At 72.3% G+C, this 14376-nt stretch carries 11 protein-coding genes; 10 read left to right on the top strand and 1 reads right to left on the bottom strand.

Going from position 1 to position 14376, the window contains the following annotated elements; all coding sequences use genetic code 11:
* Window positions 1-4 precede the first annotated feature (4 nt).
* Window positions 5-1438, bottom strand: coding sequence for a TolC family protein (locus tag K8625_RS16545; protein ID WP_223783249.1), 1434 nt, complete (start codon window positions 1436-1438; stop codon window positions 5-7).
* A gap of 195 nt (window positions 1439-1633) precedes the next feature.
* On the opposite strand from K8625_RS16545, the gene K8625_RS16540 reads away from it, so the two are divergent.
* The 10 genes from K8625_RS16540 (at window position 1634) to K8625_RS16495 (ending at window position 14368) form a co-directional block, all read left to right on the top strand.
* Window positions 1634-3604, top strand: coding sequence for a putative metal-binding motif-containing protein (locus K8625_RS16540; protein WP_223783248.1), 1971 nt, complete (start codon window positions 1634-1636; stop codon window positions 3602-3604).
* Between the two features lie 22 nt (window positions 3605-3626).
* Complete coding sequence (locus K8625_RS16535) at window positions 3627-4325, top strand: ABC transporter ATP-binding protein (protein WP_223783247.1); 699 nt, start codon at window positions 3627-3629, stop codon at window positions 4323-4325.
* Complete coding sequence (locus K8625_RS16530) at window positions 4322-5128, top strand: ABC transporter permease (protein ID WP_223748678.1); 807 nt, start codon at window positions 4322-4324, stop codon at window positions 5126-5128. Before K8625_RS16535 ends, K8625_RS16530 begins: the two co-directional genes overlap by 4 nt.
* Window positions 5125-5871 carry an ABC transporter permease gene (locus K8625_RS16525; protein WP_223748679.1) on the top strand — a complete coding sequence of 249 codons (747 nt, stop codon included), beginning with the start codon at window positions 5125-5127 and terminating at the stop codon, window positions 5869-5871. Before K8625_RS16530 ends, K8625_RS16525 begins: the two co-directional genes overlap by 4 nt.
* The gene (locus K8625_RS16520; protein ID WP_370641925.1) at window positions 5871-6617 is read left to right on the top strand and encodes an ABC transporter ATP-binding protein; all 747 of its coding nucleotides are present in this window, start codon (window positions 5871-5873) and stop codon (window positions 6615-6617) included. The genes K8625_RS16525 and K8625_RS16520 overlap by 1 nt, the downstream gene beginning before the upstream one ends.
* Window positions 6610-7620 (top strand): MlaD family protein, encoded by a 1011-nt coding sequence (locus K8625_RS16515; RefSeq protein ID WP_046713709.1) that lies wholly within the window; start codon window positions 6610-6612, stop codon window positions 7618-7620. Before K8625_RS16520 ends, K8625_RS16515 begins: the two co-directional genes overlap by 8 nt.
* Before the next feature lie 51 nt (window positions 7621-7671).
* On the top strand, window positions 7672-8433 hold the full coding sequence (locus K8625_RS16510) for a class I SAM-dependent methyltransferase (protein ID WP_223783245.1): 762 nt from the start codon (window positions 7672-7674) through the stop codon (window positions 8431-8433).
* A 436-nt stretch (window positions 8434-8869) separates the two neighbouring features.
* Window positions 8870-11626, top strand: coding sequence for a phosphatidylserine/phosphatidylglycerophosphate/cardiolipin synthase family protein (locus K8625_RS16505; protein ID WP_223783244.1), 2757 nt, complete (start codon window positions 8870-8872; stop codon window positions 11624-11626).
* An 83-nt stretch (window positions 11627-11709) separates the two neighbouring features.
* Entirely contained in the window at window positions 11710-12558 is an 849-nt protein-coding gene (locus tag K8625_RS16500; protein WP_223783243.1) for a metallophosphoesterase, read from the top strand.
* A gap of 88 nt (window positions 12559-12646) precedes the next feature.
* A complete protein-coding gene (locus tag K8625_RS16495; RefSeq protein ID WP_223748685.1) occupies window positions 12647-14368 on the top strand; it encodes a DEAD/DEAH box helicase in 1722 nt (573 codons plus the stop codon).
* Window positions 14369-14376: the final 8 nt, after the last annotated feature.

Here is a 14376-nt window from a genome sequence, read left to right as displayed (position 1 = left end):
ACCTTCACGGTTCCTTCCCCAAAGGATCGAGTCCGACTGCCGCCCTCAAGCCCAGCAGGGCGACGCCCAGCGAGTACCGGCTCCGGGCCAGGGCCACCTCCGCCTCGAACAGCCGCAGCGAGGCGTCCGCCAGCGTCAACGCCGTGGACAACCCCTGGCGGTAGAGGATGCCCTGCTCCTCCGCGTTCTGCTTCGCCGCGCGCGTCGCCAGCTCGCTCTGCGTGAGCGCCGCCCGCGCGTTCTCCAGCGCCACCCGCGCCCGCTGGATGTCCACGTCCACGCGGCGCGTGCCCTGCTCCAGCTCCAGCCTGGCGGCGCGCGCCAGGGCCACCCGCTCGTGGCGCTCCGCGTACCGCTCGCCGCCGTCGAACAGGTTCCACGTGAGGTCCGCGGCCAGGAAGCCATCTCCCGTGCGGCCCGCGAGGCCCTGCTCGTTGGTGAGCCGGTACGTGGCGGACACGCCGAGCGCGGGCAACAGCCGCGCGAGCGGCTCCCACGCGTTGGCCTCCAGCGACTCCACGCGCAGCTGGCCGGCGAGGATGTCCGGGCGCCGCTCCACCGCGCCGGGGATGATGCCGTCGTGCGTGTCCAGCGGGCGGGCCGCGTCGTCGAGCAGCTGCTGGGGCGCCGCGAGCGCGCCCTCCACCGGGTCCACCAGCAGGAAGCCGAGCTCCAGGCGGCTCGTCTGCGCCAGGTTCCGGGCGCTGATGAGCTCCACCTCCGCGGTGGCCACCTCCACCTCGGCGCGGGTGACGTCGTTGGTGCTGGCGAGCCCTCCCTTGGCGCGGGCCTGCGCGTCCGCGAGCGACTGGCGGGCGAAGGCGATGCGCTGCTCGGCGGCCTGGAAGACCTGCTGCTCCTGCAGCGTGATGAGGAACGCGTTGGCGGCCTCGAACGAGACCTGCCGCCGGGCCTCCACCGACTCCATGCCCGCGGCCTCGCTCTCGCGCTTCGCGGCGCGGTACAGCGGGAAGCCGCGCGCGTCGAAGAGCGTCATCCGCGCGACGATGTTCGCGCCGAAGGCGTTGTAGCGCTGGATGACGACCTGCTGTCCGCCGACCTCGCGCGTCGTCTGGTTGGGGCGGCGCGTGTACGTGCCCGTGGCCGTCAGCTCCGGGAAGAAGAACGCGCGGGCCCGCGACACCCGGGCCTGGGCGGCATTGGCGCGCTGCTGGGCGGCGAGCGCGGACTCGTTGCGCTCGGCCGCCATCGCCACCGCCTGCTCGAACGTCAGCGCCGCGCCCGCGGGGGTGGCGTCCGCGGGTGCGGAATCCGCAGCGGCCGGTGCGGTTTTCGCAGCCCCGGGTGCGGAATCCGCAGCCTCGCGCGAGGAAGTGGGAGCCACGGGAGCGTCGCTCTGGAGCGCCTGGGACTGGGAGGGGGCGAGCACCATCCAGGCACACAGGGGCGCGACGAGGGCGGTTCGGACAGTGGACATGAGCGGGAAGTCGAGGCTCGGGCCGACGGAGTGCGGGGTGTGCGTGCTGGGGCCCGACGAGCGAAACGGCGAACCCGGCGGAGTGGGCTGCTGGACGATGCCAGCACGGCGGTCTAAGGGGGAGTTCCGGATGTCCTGGGGTTTACGACGGGGCGTCACGACAGTGGGCGCCTCGGCGCGCCGGAGAATGCATTGATGATGCGTTTATTCCTGGTGGGTGTAGGGCTGCTGACACTTTCGATGACGGGTTGCAAGAGCAAGACCTCGACCAACGAAGGGGGGCTCCGGGTCTTCATCACGTATGCGACCTTCCGGCCACAGTGCCTGACGCTCGCCGTGGAAGATCGCCGGGAGCCGACGCGCCGGGAGTCGGGCGTGGTGACGGTGAACGCGGAGGCCCGGAGCGACACGCGCGTCGGCGTCATCCTGAAGCAGGCGGGCTGGAGTCCGGACCTCCGGGTGATCGCCGAGGCACACGAGGGCTCGTGCGAGGGTCCCGTCATCGCCCGGCAGTCCGCGGAGGTGCAGTTTCCCGAGGAGAACCTGACGGACCTGAAGCTGGATCTGCGCGCCGAGGACCTGGACGACGACGGCTTCTTCGCCATGAAGGGCGACTACCCGGGCACCGACTGCGACGACGCGCGCCCGGACGTGCACCCCGGCGCCACCGAGGTGTGCGACGGCGTGGACAACAACTGTGTCGCGGGCGAGAGCGATGCGCCCGGAAGTGTCCAGTACTGGGTGGACGTGGATGGGGATGGCTACGGGGATGCGAGCGCCGCGCCCCAGACCGGCTGCGCGGCGCCGGTGGGCTTCGCGACGCGCGCGGGCGACTGCGACGACGAGGACATCCTCGTGCATCCGGGCCAGTCGGAGTTCCGCTGCGACGGCAAGGACGACAACTGCGATGGCACCCCGGACAACGACGCGTTCAACGTGGGCGCGAGCTGCGTCACGGCCCAGCGCTGCGCGGGAACACGGCAGTGTCAGTCCGCGGAGGTGGCGGACTGCGTCAGCGCGCTGGTGCCCGAGGAGTACTTCGCGGATGACGACGGTGACGGCCAGGGTGGCCCCACGCTGGGGTTGAGCTGCACTCCACCCGAGCCTGGCGCGGTGACGGAGTCCGGTGACTGCGACGAGGGCTCGGAGCAGGTGTCCGAGAGCGGCACCGAGGTCTGCGACCGCCTGGACAACGACTGCGCCGGTGGGGTGGACAACGGGCTGCCGAGCTGCGGCGCGGTGTCCTGGAACGAGCGGACGGTGCTCAACGACACGAGCGCGCGGTTCGACGCGGTGGCCAACTATCAAGCGGAACGGGGCTGGCTGGCCGGCAGGAGCGGTCGCGTCGTCCATGTGGCCGGCAACACCTTCACGGCCGCGACGAACTGCGCGGGCGACTGGCGGTCCGCATGGGCCGCGCCGAACGGACGCGTGTTCCTGGGCTCGAGCGACGGACGGTTCGCCACGTCGATGCCCGGCGAGCTCAACACCGCCTGCGAGACCCGCCCCAGTGGCCAGCCGGGCTCCATCAACGGGCTGGTGGGCTTCCCGGACCCGGAGAGCAACGTCTTCACCGTCTATGGCGTCTCCAGCGGGGGGCACGTCGTGTCCTGGAGCTACGACCATGGCGCCTCGGGGAACCAGCCGGACCCGACGATCATCACCCGATTCGCGGCGAACCTGCGGGACATCCACGGCCTGAGCGCCGAGGCGTTGGTGGTGGTCGGCGCGGAGACGGTGAACGGCGAACAGCATCCGGTGGCCTGGAGCTCGCCCCAGACGGGGACGACCTGGACCCGCGAGGCGCTGGGCCTCCCCGAGACCACCACGGGCTACCTCAACGCGGTCCAGGTGCTCACCCCCCACATGCTCTACGTGGCGGGTGATCACGGCCTGCTCCTGGAGAAGGCGCGAGGCACGTGGACCCAGAAGCCGGCGCTGACGGTGAACGGAGGCACGGTGCCGAACCTGCGGGACATCGTCGCGTTCGGCCGCACGGGCATCTACGCGGCGTCGTCGGAGGTGGATGATCTCCACTTCTTCAACGGCGTCGCGTGGAGCACCGTCGCCACCCCGTCGGAGACGGTGAACGCGCTGGGCGGCTTCGGCCCGGGCGAGGTCTGGGCCGCCGGCCACGACGGCCTGCTCACGCGCTGGAAGCCCTGAGCGGCGGGAGCCGGGTTCCACCATGGACCTGCGTGCGGAAGGCCTGACGGTGAGGCATGGCGCGCGCACCGTGCTCGCGGAGGTGGCGTGCGCGCTGCCTCCGGGCACACAGGCGGTGGTGCTGGGCCGCTCGGGCGCGGGCAAGACGACGCTGCTGAAGGCCTTCGCGGGGCTGTCGCCCGCGTTCAGCGGACGCGTCCTGTGGGATGGCCAGGACGTGGCGGGCCTGTCCGCCGCCGAGCGCCGCGCGCGGCAGGCTTCGTTCGGCATGGTGTTCCAGACGGACGCGCTGTTCGACTCGCTGACGGTGCGCCAGAACGTCCTCTTCCCGCTCACGCGTCGGCGCGTGCCCCACGACGAGGCGCAGGCGCGCGCGGACGAGGTGCTCGGCGCCGTGGGCCTGACGGACGCGGCGGACACGCTGCCGGAGCGGCTGTCCGGAGGCATGAAGAAGCGCGCGGGGCTGGCGCGGGCCTTGGCGGCGCGTCCGTCGGTGCTGCTGGCGGATGACCCCTTCGCGGGCCTGGACCCGGGCACGGCGCGGCAGGTGGCGCGGGTGCTGCTGGAGGTCTCGCGCGGAGGCACGCTGCTGGTCGCCGCGCCCGAGGCGCCGGTGGACCTTCCCCTGCCCCGCTGGCTCTACCTGCGAGGCGGGCGGTTGATATACGACGGGGCACCCGCGCCGGAGCTGGAGCGCGAACAGGACGAGGTGCTCCCGTGAGCCCATCGCCGCGCGTCGAGAGCCCCGGGCTGAGGACCGTGCGTGGCGCGGGCGCGGTGGGGCTGGAGGCGGTGCGCGGCGCGGGCGCGCTGGCCCTCGTCGCGGCGCGCACGGTGCTGGGACTGCCGCGGCTGGAGCGACGCGAGCTGGCGCGGGCGCTGGTGCAGTTCGGCTACGACTCGCTGCCCCTGGCCCTGGCCACCGCGGCGCTGGCGGGCGTCATCGTCGTGCTGCAGTCGGGGCTGTACATCCAGCGCTTCGGGGCGCGGGCGTTCCTCGGGTGGGCCGCGGGCTACGGGGTGCTGTGGGAGTTCGGTCCGCTGCTCTTGGGGCTCATCATGTCCGCGCGCATCGGCGCGAGGAACGCGGCGGAGCTGGCCACGATGCAGGTGGGCGGGCAGATTGAAGGGCTGCGCGGCATCGGCCTGGACCCCTTCGCCATCCTCGTGGCGCCGCGCGTGGTGGCGATGGAGCTGAGCATGCTCGCGATGAGCACCTTCACGTTCCTGGTGGCCATCCTGTTCGAGGCCCTGGCCGCGCTGCTCACCCTGGACCTGCCGCTGCGGACGTTCTTCGGGACCTTCGCGCACATGCTGAGCCCGCTGGACATCCTGGGCGGCGTGCTGAAGACGGGGGCCTTCGGCCTGGCCATCTCGCTGGTGTCCACGGCGGTGGGGCTGTCCGCGCGGGGAGGCGCCCAGGCGGTGGGACGCGCGGCGGCGAGCGCGGTGGTGCGCGGGTGCGCGGCCATCTTCCTGCTCGACTTCGTGCTCACGCTCGTGCTCGCCGGGTGGATGACATGAACCGGGTGCTGCGCTTCTTCGGCGCGCCGGTGGTGCTGTTCGCGCGCACGACGCGGGCGGGGCTGCGCGAGGGCGTGTCCTGGCGCGAGTCGCTGGTGCAGCTCCACGAGCTGGGTGGGCGCAGCGTGTGGCTGGTGATGACCGGCATGGCGTTCTTCGGGGCGGTGCTGGTGACCATCGCCAACAGCCAGGCGCGGCGCTTCGTGGGCAACGTGGCCGTGCTGGGGCCCGCGTACTTCGAGCTGCTGATTCGCGAGCTGGGGCCGGTGGTGTCCGCGCTCTTGACGGCGTCCCGCGCCGGGGCGAGCCACGCGGCGGAGCTGTCCACCATGAGCGTCAACGAGCAGGTGGAGGCGCTGGAGATGTCGGCGGGGGACCCCTACTCGGACCTGGTGGCGCCGCGCGTGGTGGCGGGCGTCCTGGGTGTGCCGCTGCTCAGCCTGTTGGGGACGGTGGCCGCGACCCTGTCCGCCGCGGCGGTGGCGGGGCTCGTCTTCGGCGTGGATGGCCGGGCCTTCATGGACCCGCGCTACGTGGATGGCTGGGACGTGCTCGCCGCGGGGCTGAAGGCCGTGGCGTGCGGGCTGTACATCCCGCTGGCGGCGGCCGTCGCGGGCCTGGGCGCGCGAGGAGGCGCGGAGGCCGTGGGCGAGGCGACCACCGACGGCGTCGTCGCCGCGAGCCTGGGGTGTCTGTTGATCGACCTGGCCGTGTCCCTCGCCTTCCACCTCGTGCGCCTGTGATCGCGGACGACGCCCCTCCGGACACGCTGCGCTTCACGGACGTGCGCGTCGCGTTCGAGGGTGGGCGGCGCGTGCTGGACGGCGTGACGGCGGAGGTGTCCACGCGGGGGCTGACCTTCATCGCGGGCGCGAGCGGCTCGGGCAAGAGCGTGCTGTGTCGGATGGCGGTGGGACTGCTGCGGCCGGACTCGGGCAGCGTGGAGCTGTGGGGCGAGCGCGTGGACACGCGGCCGGAGCGTGAACTGGTGAAGCTGCGGCGCCGGGCGCCGTACCTGGTCCAGGGCCCCGCCCTGCTCGACTGGCGCACGCTGCGGGAGAACGTGTGGCTGGCGGACCCGACGACCCCGGTCGAGGCCGTGGAGTCCGCGCTGGAGCAGGTGGGCCTGCTCGAGTGGGCGGACCGGCTGCCGCCCGAGCTGGGGCCCGGGGCGAAGAAGCGGACCGCCATCGCGCGGGCGCTGGTGCTCTCACCGCGCTACCTGCTGCTTGACGAGCCCACCACGGGGCTGGACCGGCGCGCGGCGACGCAGGTGGAAGAGGTCATGGCCTCGCTGAAGGCGCGAGGGCTGGGAGGTCTGGTGGTGACGCATGACTATCGCCAGCTGCGGGGGCTGGCGGACCGGGTGTTGGTGGTGGCCCAGGGGAAGTGCGCGTACCTGGGGCCGCCCGAGGGTTTCCTGGAGTCCTCCGCGCCGGAGCTTCGCGTGCTGACGGCGCCGTTCATGGAGGGTGCGACGGATGGATGAGCGACGGTTGGAATTGAAGGTGGGCGCCCTGGTGCTGGCGGCGGTGATGGGCGTGCTGGTGTTGCTGTGGTTGATGGGCGAGCTGTCGCTCGGCTCCAGCACGGTGCTGCCGGTGGACTTCGGCCACACGGGCAACGTGGTGGAGGGGGCGCCGGTGAAGCTGGGTGGCGTGCAGGTGGGGCGCGTGCAGGCCATCCGGCTGATGCCGGAGCGTCGGGATGCCCAGGGCCGTCCCCTGCCCGTCCGGATGGAGCTGGCGGTGTCGCCGGAGTCGCTCGGCGCGCTTCGCTCGGATGCGCGGGTCACGGTGGCGACGGTGGGCCTGCTGGGCGAGCCCTACCTGGAGCTGAACCCGGGCACGCAGTCGAGCGCGCTGCCCGCGGGTCAGGCCGTGCGCGGCACGGATGCGCCCCGGCTGGACCTGCTGGCGGAGAAGCTCTCGCGCTTCATCGAGATGTTCTCCGAGATGCTGGAGAAGGACCCGGAGGCGGTGACGGGGCTGGTGGCGAACATCTCGCGGCTGACGCGGACGCTGGACGAGGTGCTGACGGAGAACCGGGGCGACGTGAAGGTGCTGGCCTCCGAGCTGGCGGCGGCGTCGAAGGACCTGCGCCAGCTCTCACAGCTCGCGCGCGAGGCGCTCCAGCCGGGCGGCAAGGCGGCGCGACTGCTCGACGACGCGGCGGCGACGGCGGCGGTGCTGAGGGGCGAGCTGCCCGGGCTGACGAAGTCCGCGGGCACGACGCTGGATGGGCTCGCGGCCCTCACCGGTTCCCTGGGGCCCGAGGACGGGCAGCGCGTGAAGCTGGCGCTGGAGAAGCTCACGGCCGCGGCGGGACAGCTCGACAGCATCGCGGCCCGCGCGGACCGGGTGCTGGCCCGGATCGAGGCCGGAGAAGGCACGGCGGGCGCGGTCCTGCAGGATCCCACGCTGTATGACGAGCTCAGAACGCTCGTCACGGATCTGCGCAAGCACCCGTGGAAGATCCTCTGGAAGGACTGACGTGACGCCTTGCCGTGACACGGCGAGAGGGCCCCGGTAGGAACCCAGACCATGTCTCGAAGCTATGAGGACCTGGAGGCGGAAGCCGCGAGCGTTTCGGTGGAGGGCTGGGACTTCTCCTGGCTCGACGGACGCGCGACCGAGCAGCGTCCCTCCTGGGGCTACCAGAAGCAGCTGGGCGCGAGGATGGCCCGAGCCTCGGCGGCGCTCGACATCCAGACCGGCGGCGGTGAGGTGCTCGCGGGCGTGGCGCCCCTGCCCCGCCTCATCGTGGCCACCGAGTCCTGGCCTCCCAATGTCGCCAAGGCCACCCGACTGCTCCATCCCCGGGGTGTCGTGGTGGTGGCGGACCCGGACGAGCCTCCCCTGCCCTTCGCGGATGAGGCCTTCGACCTGGTCGTCAGCCGCCATCCCGTGACGACGTGGTGGCGGGAGATCTCCCGTGTCCTGCAACCGGGCGGGACCTACTTCTCGCAGCAGGTCGGCCCCGCGAGTGTCTTCGAGCTGGTGGAGTACTTCCTCGGTCCGCTCCCGGCGGAGGTCCACCGCAAGCGGCACCCCGACGATGCTCGCGCGGAGGCCGAGGCCGCTGGGCTCGAGGTCATCGACCTGCGCCTGGAGCACCTTCACACCGAGTTCTTCGACATCGGCGCGGTCATCTACTTCCTGCGCAAGGTCATCTGGATGGTCCCGGGCTTCACCGTGGACCAGTACCGCCCCCAACTGCGAGCCCTGCACGAGCGCCTCCAACGAGGTGGCCCCTTCGTCGCGACCACGACGCGCTTCCTCGTCGAGGCGAGGAAGCCGTCATAGCCTTCGATGTCACGAGGCCAGCGCGCCTCGGCGTCAGGGCGAGTAGCTCGACATCCACGCATCGATGTCGTGCCCCGCCGTAGCACGTCCCAGCTCGAATCCCCTCCCGGTGCTCCGACACGTCACGCCCACAGCCCAGGATGATGCTCGCGACGACGAGCGCCACCCACTGCCTCCCGCAACGCATTGAATGGGCCATGCCCTGAGTCTTGGCACACGACAAACCAGACTCCTTGACCGAGGCAATCACTTTCGTCCGGCGCACGACTTCGCGAGGTGGCAGTCTTCCCCTGTCCGACGTGGCCTCCGGAGTTCCTGCTCCCTCGTTCCAGTGACGCCAACCGGGCCGGTTCCCGGCATGATGGCTCCAGGGTCGTCCCGGAGCCGAGCGTCGGTGAAGGCGCGGCCCAGGTCCGTCCCGGGAATCGCGCACCCCATGTTCCGACGTCTGGTGGTCGTCTTCGATGCAGGCTCCGAGTCCGAGCACGTCCTTCACGCGTTGCGGCGACTGACGTCCGAGCCCGAGGCCGTCTATCTGTACGGACTGGTCCCCGAGCGCAGCGAGCTGGAGGCACCTCCGCCCACCAGCCTCACCGTGCTGGACCGGCTCCGGCACACGCTCCAGGACTGGAGCCCCGCCATCCAGGTCACCGGCGCACTGGAGACCCATCTCGACATCAGCGACCTGGTCCAGGTCTCGCGCCGACACGGCGCCGGGCTCGTCGTGCTCGGCCCCCTGCTGGACACGTCTCCCAGGGCCCGGGTGGGCGCGATGCTGCGGCTCGTCCTCCGGGAGCACCTGCCCGTGCTCTCCCTGGGGCGCGCGCCGGACACGGCCAGCACCGAGCCCTCACGCATGGCCCTGGCCATCGCGCCCGATGGCCGGGGACTCGGAGCCGTGGCCAGCTTCCTGTCCCACTGCGCCCAGCCCTCGGAGCTCATCGCGCTCACCACGGGCCTGGCGCCGGAGCAGACCGGAGAGCTCCAGGCGCTCTCGAAGGCGCTGGGCATCACCCAGACGCTGCTCGTCGAGTCCCTCACCGCGAACGCCGCCAGCAGCCGTGCGGAGGCCTTCGACGACGTCGCCCTGCGCTCGGGCGCGGGACTGCTCGTCGTCCCCACCGACTCCCTCGCGGACCTGGAGGCCCTGTACGTCGGGATGACGGGCGCCCGCGCGCTCCAGGAGGCCCGCGTCCCCACCCTCCTCCTGCCGCGAACCCAGACGGGGCTGACGCTCTTCGAGGACCACCCCGCCGTCTCCGATGCGCTGGTGGCTCCCGGCCTGGCCCCGCGCTTCGCCGTCGAGCGCGTCGGCCTCCTGTCGAGCGTCAGCCTCCTGGAGCCGGGCCTCGTGACGGTGTTCGCGAATGGCGCCGCGCTCGGCGAGGTCCGTTACCAGGGAGGCACCGCCATCCTCGACGCCGCGTGGCTCGGGCACCTGCGCGGGCTGCATCCCCTGGCGTTCTCCTTCTCGGACACCTCCGCCTCGCGGGAGCTGGTGCCCGGCTACGTGCTCGCCCCGGACAAGCCGCTGCTGCTGGTCGACAGCCTCGTCGAGGAGGACACGCTGCTCGCCGTCCGCGAGCTCGCCGAGGACCGGTGCCACCTGGTCTTCGTGCGGATGCGGGACAGCGACTCGCTCGACGAACAGCGCGCGCGGCTGCGTGAGCACCTGCCCGACCTGGCGTGGCCCCTGCTGCTCGACGCCAGCGCGTGGCTCGACGATGCGCGGGCGGACGACGTGCCCCGACAGGTCGATGGACAGCGACTCCTGCGCGTCGCCACCCGACTCGCCGCCGCGCACGTCCCCATCGCCGCGGTCATCACCCGCGACACCTACAAGCCCGTCCACCCCGCCATCCGCACGCTCAGCCCCGAGGAGTGCGAGGCCCTGCCCCGGAACACGCCCCTGGAGCCGCTCCCCCTCCCGTCCGAGCAGGATGCCTGGGCCCGGGACCTGACGCTCGCCGGATGCAGCCCGCGCATGGCAGGCCATCACATCGACTTCGAGCTCGACAACGCCCAGGCCCGCGAATCGGTCCTGGCCGCCATCGACGGGGCGCGGACCACCGTCCATTGGCAGTGCTACATCGTCGAGGACGACCCCATCACCGCCCGCATCACCGAGGCGCTGAAGCGGGCCGCCACCCGAGGTGTCCGCGTGCGCTTCCTCGCCGACGCGCTCTACAGCGGGCACGACTCCTTCGGCGCGCTCAACCCCGCCCTCGTCGGTCTCTCCGGGACACCCAACGTCGAGGTGCGCGCGATTGCTCCGCTCGTCGGAGGCCCCAACCTCTACGAGCTCAAGCAGCGCAACCATCGCAAGCTCACGCTCGTCGACTCCACGCATGCGTTCGTCTCGGGTCGGAACCTCGGCGCGCCGTACTACACGGGCTTCGACGAGGTGCCGCTGCGCCGGGATACACACTACCGCGACATCCCCTGGCTCGACTGCGGCGCGAGACTGGAAGGCCCGCTGGTCACCGACCTGGAGCGCGCGTTCCTCGCGGAGTGGACCCGCGCGGGCGGCGAGCCGTTTCCCCTGACGCCCTCCGCGCCGGCGGGGACGATGGCGGCCCGAATCGCCCTGCACGAGGGACTCAAGGACACGCACACCCTGGACACGCAGCTCGCGCTCATCCGCCATGCGCGCTCACGGCTGGTCCTGGTGAACACCTTCCCCCTGCTGCTCGAAATCCAGAACGCGCTCATCGCCGCCCTGAAGCGCGGTGTCCGCGTGGAGGTCCTCTTCGGCAGCGTGCGGCCCCATCACGGCGACGCGCGGACCTACTTCCCCGGGGGCGCGATTCGAGAGGTGGCGGACCGCTACGTCCGCAGCCGCCTGGACGCGGTCATCGCCGAGGGCGGCATCGCCCACGAGCTGGCGCTGCCCTCGCGACCCGGTTGGGAGCCGGAGCTGGAGCGCCTCTTCCCCCACGTCCACGCCAAGCTCCTCGTGTGCGACACCCGGGCCGTCGCGGTGGGCAGCGCCAACCTGGACGTCACCGCCGCCTACTGGGAGAGCGAGGCCCTGCTCGTCGTCGAGGACACCCCCTTCACCGAGCGGATGCTGGCGGCGCTCGAGGCCCTCTTCGCCACCTCGCGCCGCATCGACCGGGAAGACCCGCGGTGGCGCGAAGAGGTCGAACAGCGCGCCTGGGTCGGCCGCAACTGGCCCTCGCTCGTCGGCTGAAGGCTCAACGCCCGGTCAGCCGTCGGCTGCCCACCGCGTCGCTGCGCCGTCCGGCGCGCGGATGCGCCATGCTGGAGTCCCCCATGGCCCCGCCTCCCGACACCTTCTGCTTCGCCGCCGTGGGCGACGTGCACGGCCGGATGGACCGGATGGTGTCCACCCTCCAGTCCTGGGCGAAGAGCGCGAACCGGGAGCTGGCCTTCGTCCTCCAGGTCGGCGACTTCGAGCCGCACCGCGACGAGGCGGACCTGGCGACGATGGCCGCCCCCGCCCGCTACAAGCACCTGGGCGACTTCGCGCACTACCACCAGAAGCGTCGGCGCTTCCCCTGGCCCGTGTACTTCATCGGCGGCAACCACGAGCCCCACGGCTACCTGGACACAGCCCCCGAGGGCTTCCTGCTCACCTCCAACTGCCGCTACCTGGGCCGCGTCGGCGTCGTGGAGACCCGCGGCCTGCGCATCGCCGGCCTCTCCGGCATCCACGACGCCCCCGGCTTCCAGAAGCCCCACCCCGCCCTGTCCCTGCTCGGCACCGTCTCCAACAAGGACTATGCGTGTTTCAACGAGCAGGACATCGAGCAGGCCCTGGGGCTGGAGCGGGCGGACATCCTGCTCGTCCACGACTGGCCCTCCGGCCTCGTCGCCGCCGAGGACCGCCAGGACTTCGAGCACCAGCGCCGCAGCCCCCATGCGGACGCGGTGGGCAATGAGTACGCCCGACTGGTGGCCGAGGCGCTCCAGCCCCGGCTCGTCCTCTGCGGCCACCTGCACAAACGCTATCGGGCCACCTTGAAGTGGGCCTCCGGCGCGGAGTCCCCGGTCTGCTGTCTGGCGAGCGTGGAGCAGGGCGCGGAGGCCTTCGCCCTCTTCCAGGTCTCCCGGGGCGCCATCCAGGAGGTCACCCACCTGGGCACACTGCCTGTCCGCTGAGGCCGACACGCACGCCTGGGCGATAGATGTGGGACAGAACGGCGATTCTTCGAGGCACGAGGGCGGAGGCCGGTGGTACAAGCCCCGCGTGACTTCCGCACCGCCGTCCTCGCCCCCCGACGCCACCTTCGAATCCCTGGGCCTCAAGCCCCAGCTCGTGGAGGCGCTCACCGCCCTCGGATACGAGGAGCCCACGCCCATCCAGAACGCCTCCCTGCCGCCGCTGCTCGCCGGCAAGGACCTGCTGGGCATCGCCGCCACCGGCACCGGCAAGACGGCGGCCTTCGCCCTCCCGCTGCTGCACCACCTGGTTCCAGGAGAGGCCGGCCCCCACGCCACCTCCGCGCTGGTGCTCGTGCCCACGCGCGAATTGGCCATGCAGGTCTCCGAGGCCATCCACCGCTACGGCCAGAAGCTCGGCGCCACCGTGCTGCCCCTCTATGGTGGACAGGTCATCGGCCAGCAGCTGCGCGTGCTCAAGCGGGGCGTGGACGTCGTCGTCGCCACCCCGGGCCGCGCACTGGACCACCTGCGCCGGGGCACGCTGCAGCTCGACAACGTGCGCACCGTGGTGCTCGACGAGGCCGACGAGATGCTCGACATGGGCTTCGCCGATGACCTCGAGGCCATCCTGTCCGGCACGCCCGAGGACCGCCAGACGGCCCTCTTCTCCGCCACCCTGCCGCCGCGCATCGCCAGCATCGCCGAGCGCCACCTGCGCCAGCCGGTGCGCGTGCGCATCGCCAAGGAGAAGGTGGAGCCGGGCGAGCTGCCGCGCATCCGCCAGACGGCGTACATCGTCCCGCGCGCGTTCAAGATCGCCGCGCTCGGGCGCCTGCTCGACGTGGAGTCCCCCACCGCCGCCATCATCTTCTGCCGCACGCGCACGGAGGTGGATGACCTCACCGTGTCGCTCAACGGCCGGGGCTGGCGCGCGCACGCGCTCCACGGCGGCATGACGCAGGAGCAGCGGGACAGGGTCATCAAGCAGCTGAAGTCCCACGGCACGGACCTGCTCGTGGCCACGGACGTGGCGGCGCGCGGCCTGGACATCCCGCGCCTGTCCCACGTGGTGAACTTCGACGTGCCCAACGCCCCGGAGGCGTACGTGCACCGCATCGGCCGCACGGGCCGCGCCGGCCGCGAGGGCGTGGCCATCACCCTGGTGGAGCCGCGCGAGGCCCGGCTCGTGCGCAACATCGAGAAGGTCACCGGCCAGCGCATCCAGGTGTCCACCGTCCCCACCGTGGCGGACCTGCGCGCCAAGCGGCAGGAGCTCCTGCGCGCCACCCTGCGCGAGACGCTGGTGGCGGGCGGACAGGACTCGTTCCGGGGGCTGGTGGAGGACCTGGCCAGCGAGTACGAGCCGCTCGACATCGCCGCCGCCGCGGTGAAGCTGCTCCAGGACGCCCAGGACGAGGGCCGCGCGAAGGAGGAGGAGGACATCCCCGCCGTCGCGCCGAAGGAGGACCGCAAGGAGCGCCCCGGCCGTCCCGGTGCTCCCGCGGGCCGCTCCGGTCCTGGCCGTCCCGAGCGCGGGGGACCGCGCCGTGGAGGCCCGGCCCCGACGTGGGACGTCACCCGCCTGTGGATCGGCGCGGGTCGTCAGGCCGGCATGCGCCCCGCGGACCTGGTGGGCGCCATCGCGGGTGAGGCGGGCCTGGACTCGTCGCAGATCGGCGCCATCCAGATTGGCGACGGCTTCTCGCTGGTGGAGGTGCCGGAGCCGGACGCCAACCGCGTCATCGCCGCGCTGAAGGCGGCGACGATTCGCGGCCGCAAGGTCATCGTCCGCAAGGACCGGGGCTGAGCGGACGA

The organism is Myxococcus sp. AS-1-15 (assembly GCF_020037055.1).
GTDB classification, from domain to species: Bacteria; Myxococcota; Myxococcia; order Myxococcales; family Myxococcaceae; genus Myxococcus; species Myxococcus fulvus.
This window is presented reverse-complemented; position numbering and strand designations above follow the sequence as displayed.

What these genes read in the sequence shown, in the direction of transcription:
- K8625_RS16525 (WP_223748679.1), top strand. Translation starts at nt 5,125, where the DNA reads ATGAACCGGGTGCTGCGCTTCTTCGGCGCGCCGGTGGTGCTGTTCGCG.
- K8625_RS16540 (WP_223783248.1), top strand. Translation starts at nt 1,634, where the DNA reads ATGATGCGTTTATTCCTGGTGGGTGTAGGGCTGCTGACACTTTCGATG.
- K8625_RS16500 (WP_223783243.1), top strand. Translation starts at nt 11,710, where the DNA reads ATGGCCCCGCCTCCCGACACCTTCTGCTTCGCCGCCGTGGGCGACGTG.
- K8625_RS16535 (WP_223783247.1), top strand. Translation starts at nt 3,627, where the DNA reads ATGGACCTGCGTGCGGAAGGCCTGACGGTGAGGCATGGCGCGCGCACC.
- K8625_RS16505 (WP_223783244.1), top strand. Translation starts at nt 8,870, where the DNA reads ATGTTCCGACGTCTGGTGGTCGTCTTCGATGCAGGCTCCGAGTCCGAG.
- K8625_RS16545 (WP_223783249.1), bottom strand. Translation starts at nt 1,438, where the DNA reads ATGTCCACTGTCCGAACCGCCCTCGTCGCGCCCCTGTGTGCCTGGATG.
- K8625_RS16515 (WP_046713709.1), top strand. Translation starts at nt 6,610, where the DNA reads ATGGATGAGCGACGGTTGGAATTGAAGGTGGGCGCCCTGGTGCTGGCG.
- K8625_RS16510 (WP_223783245.1), top strand. Translation starts at nt 7,672, where the DNA reads ATGTCTCGAAGCTATGAGGACCTGGAGGCGGAAGCCGCGAGCGTTTCG.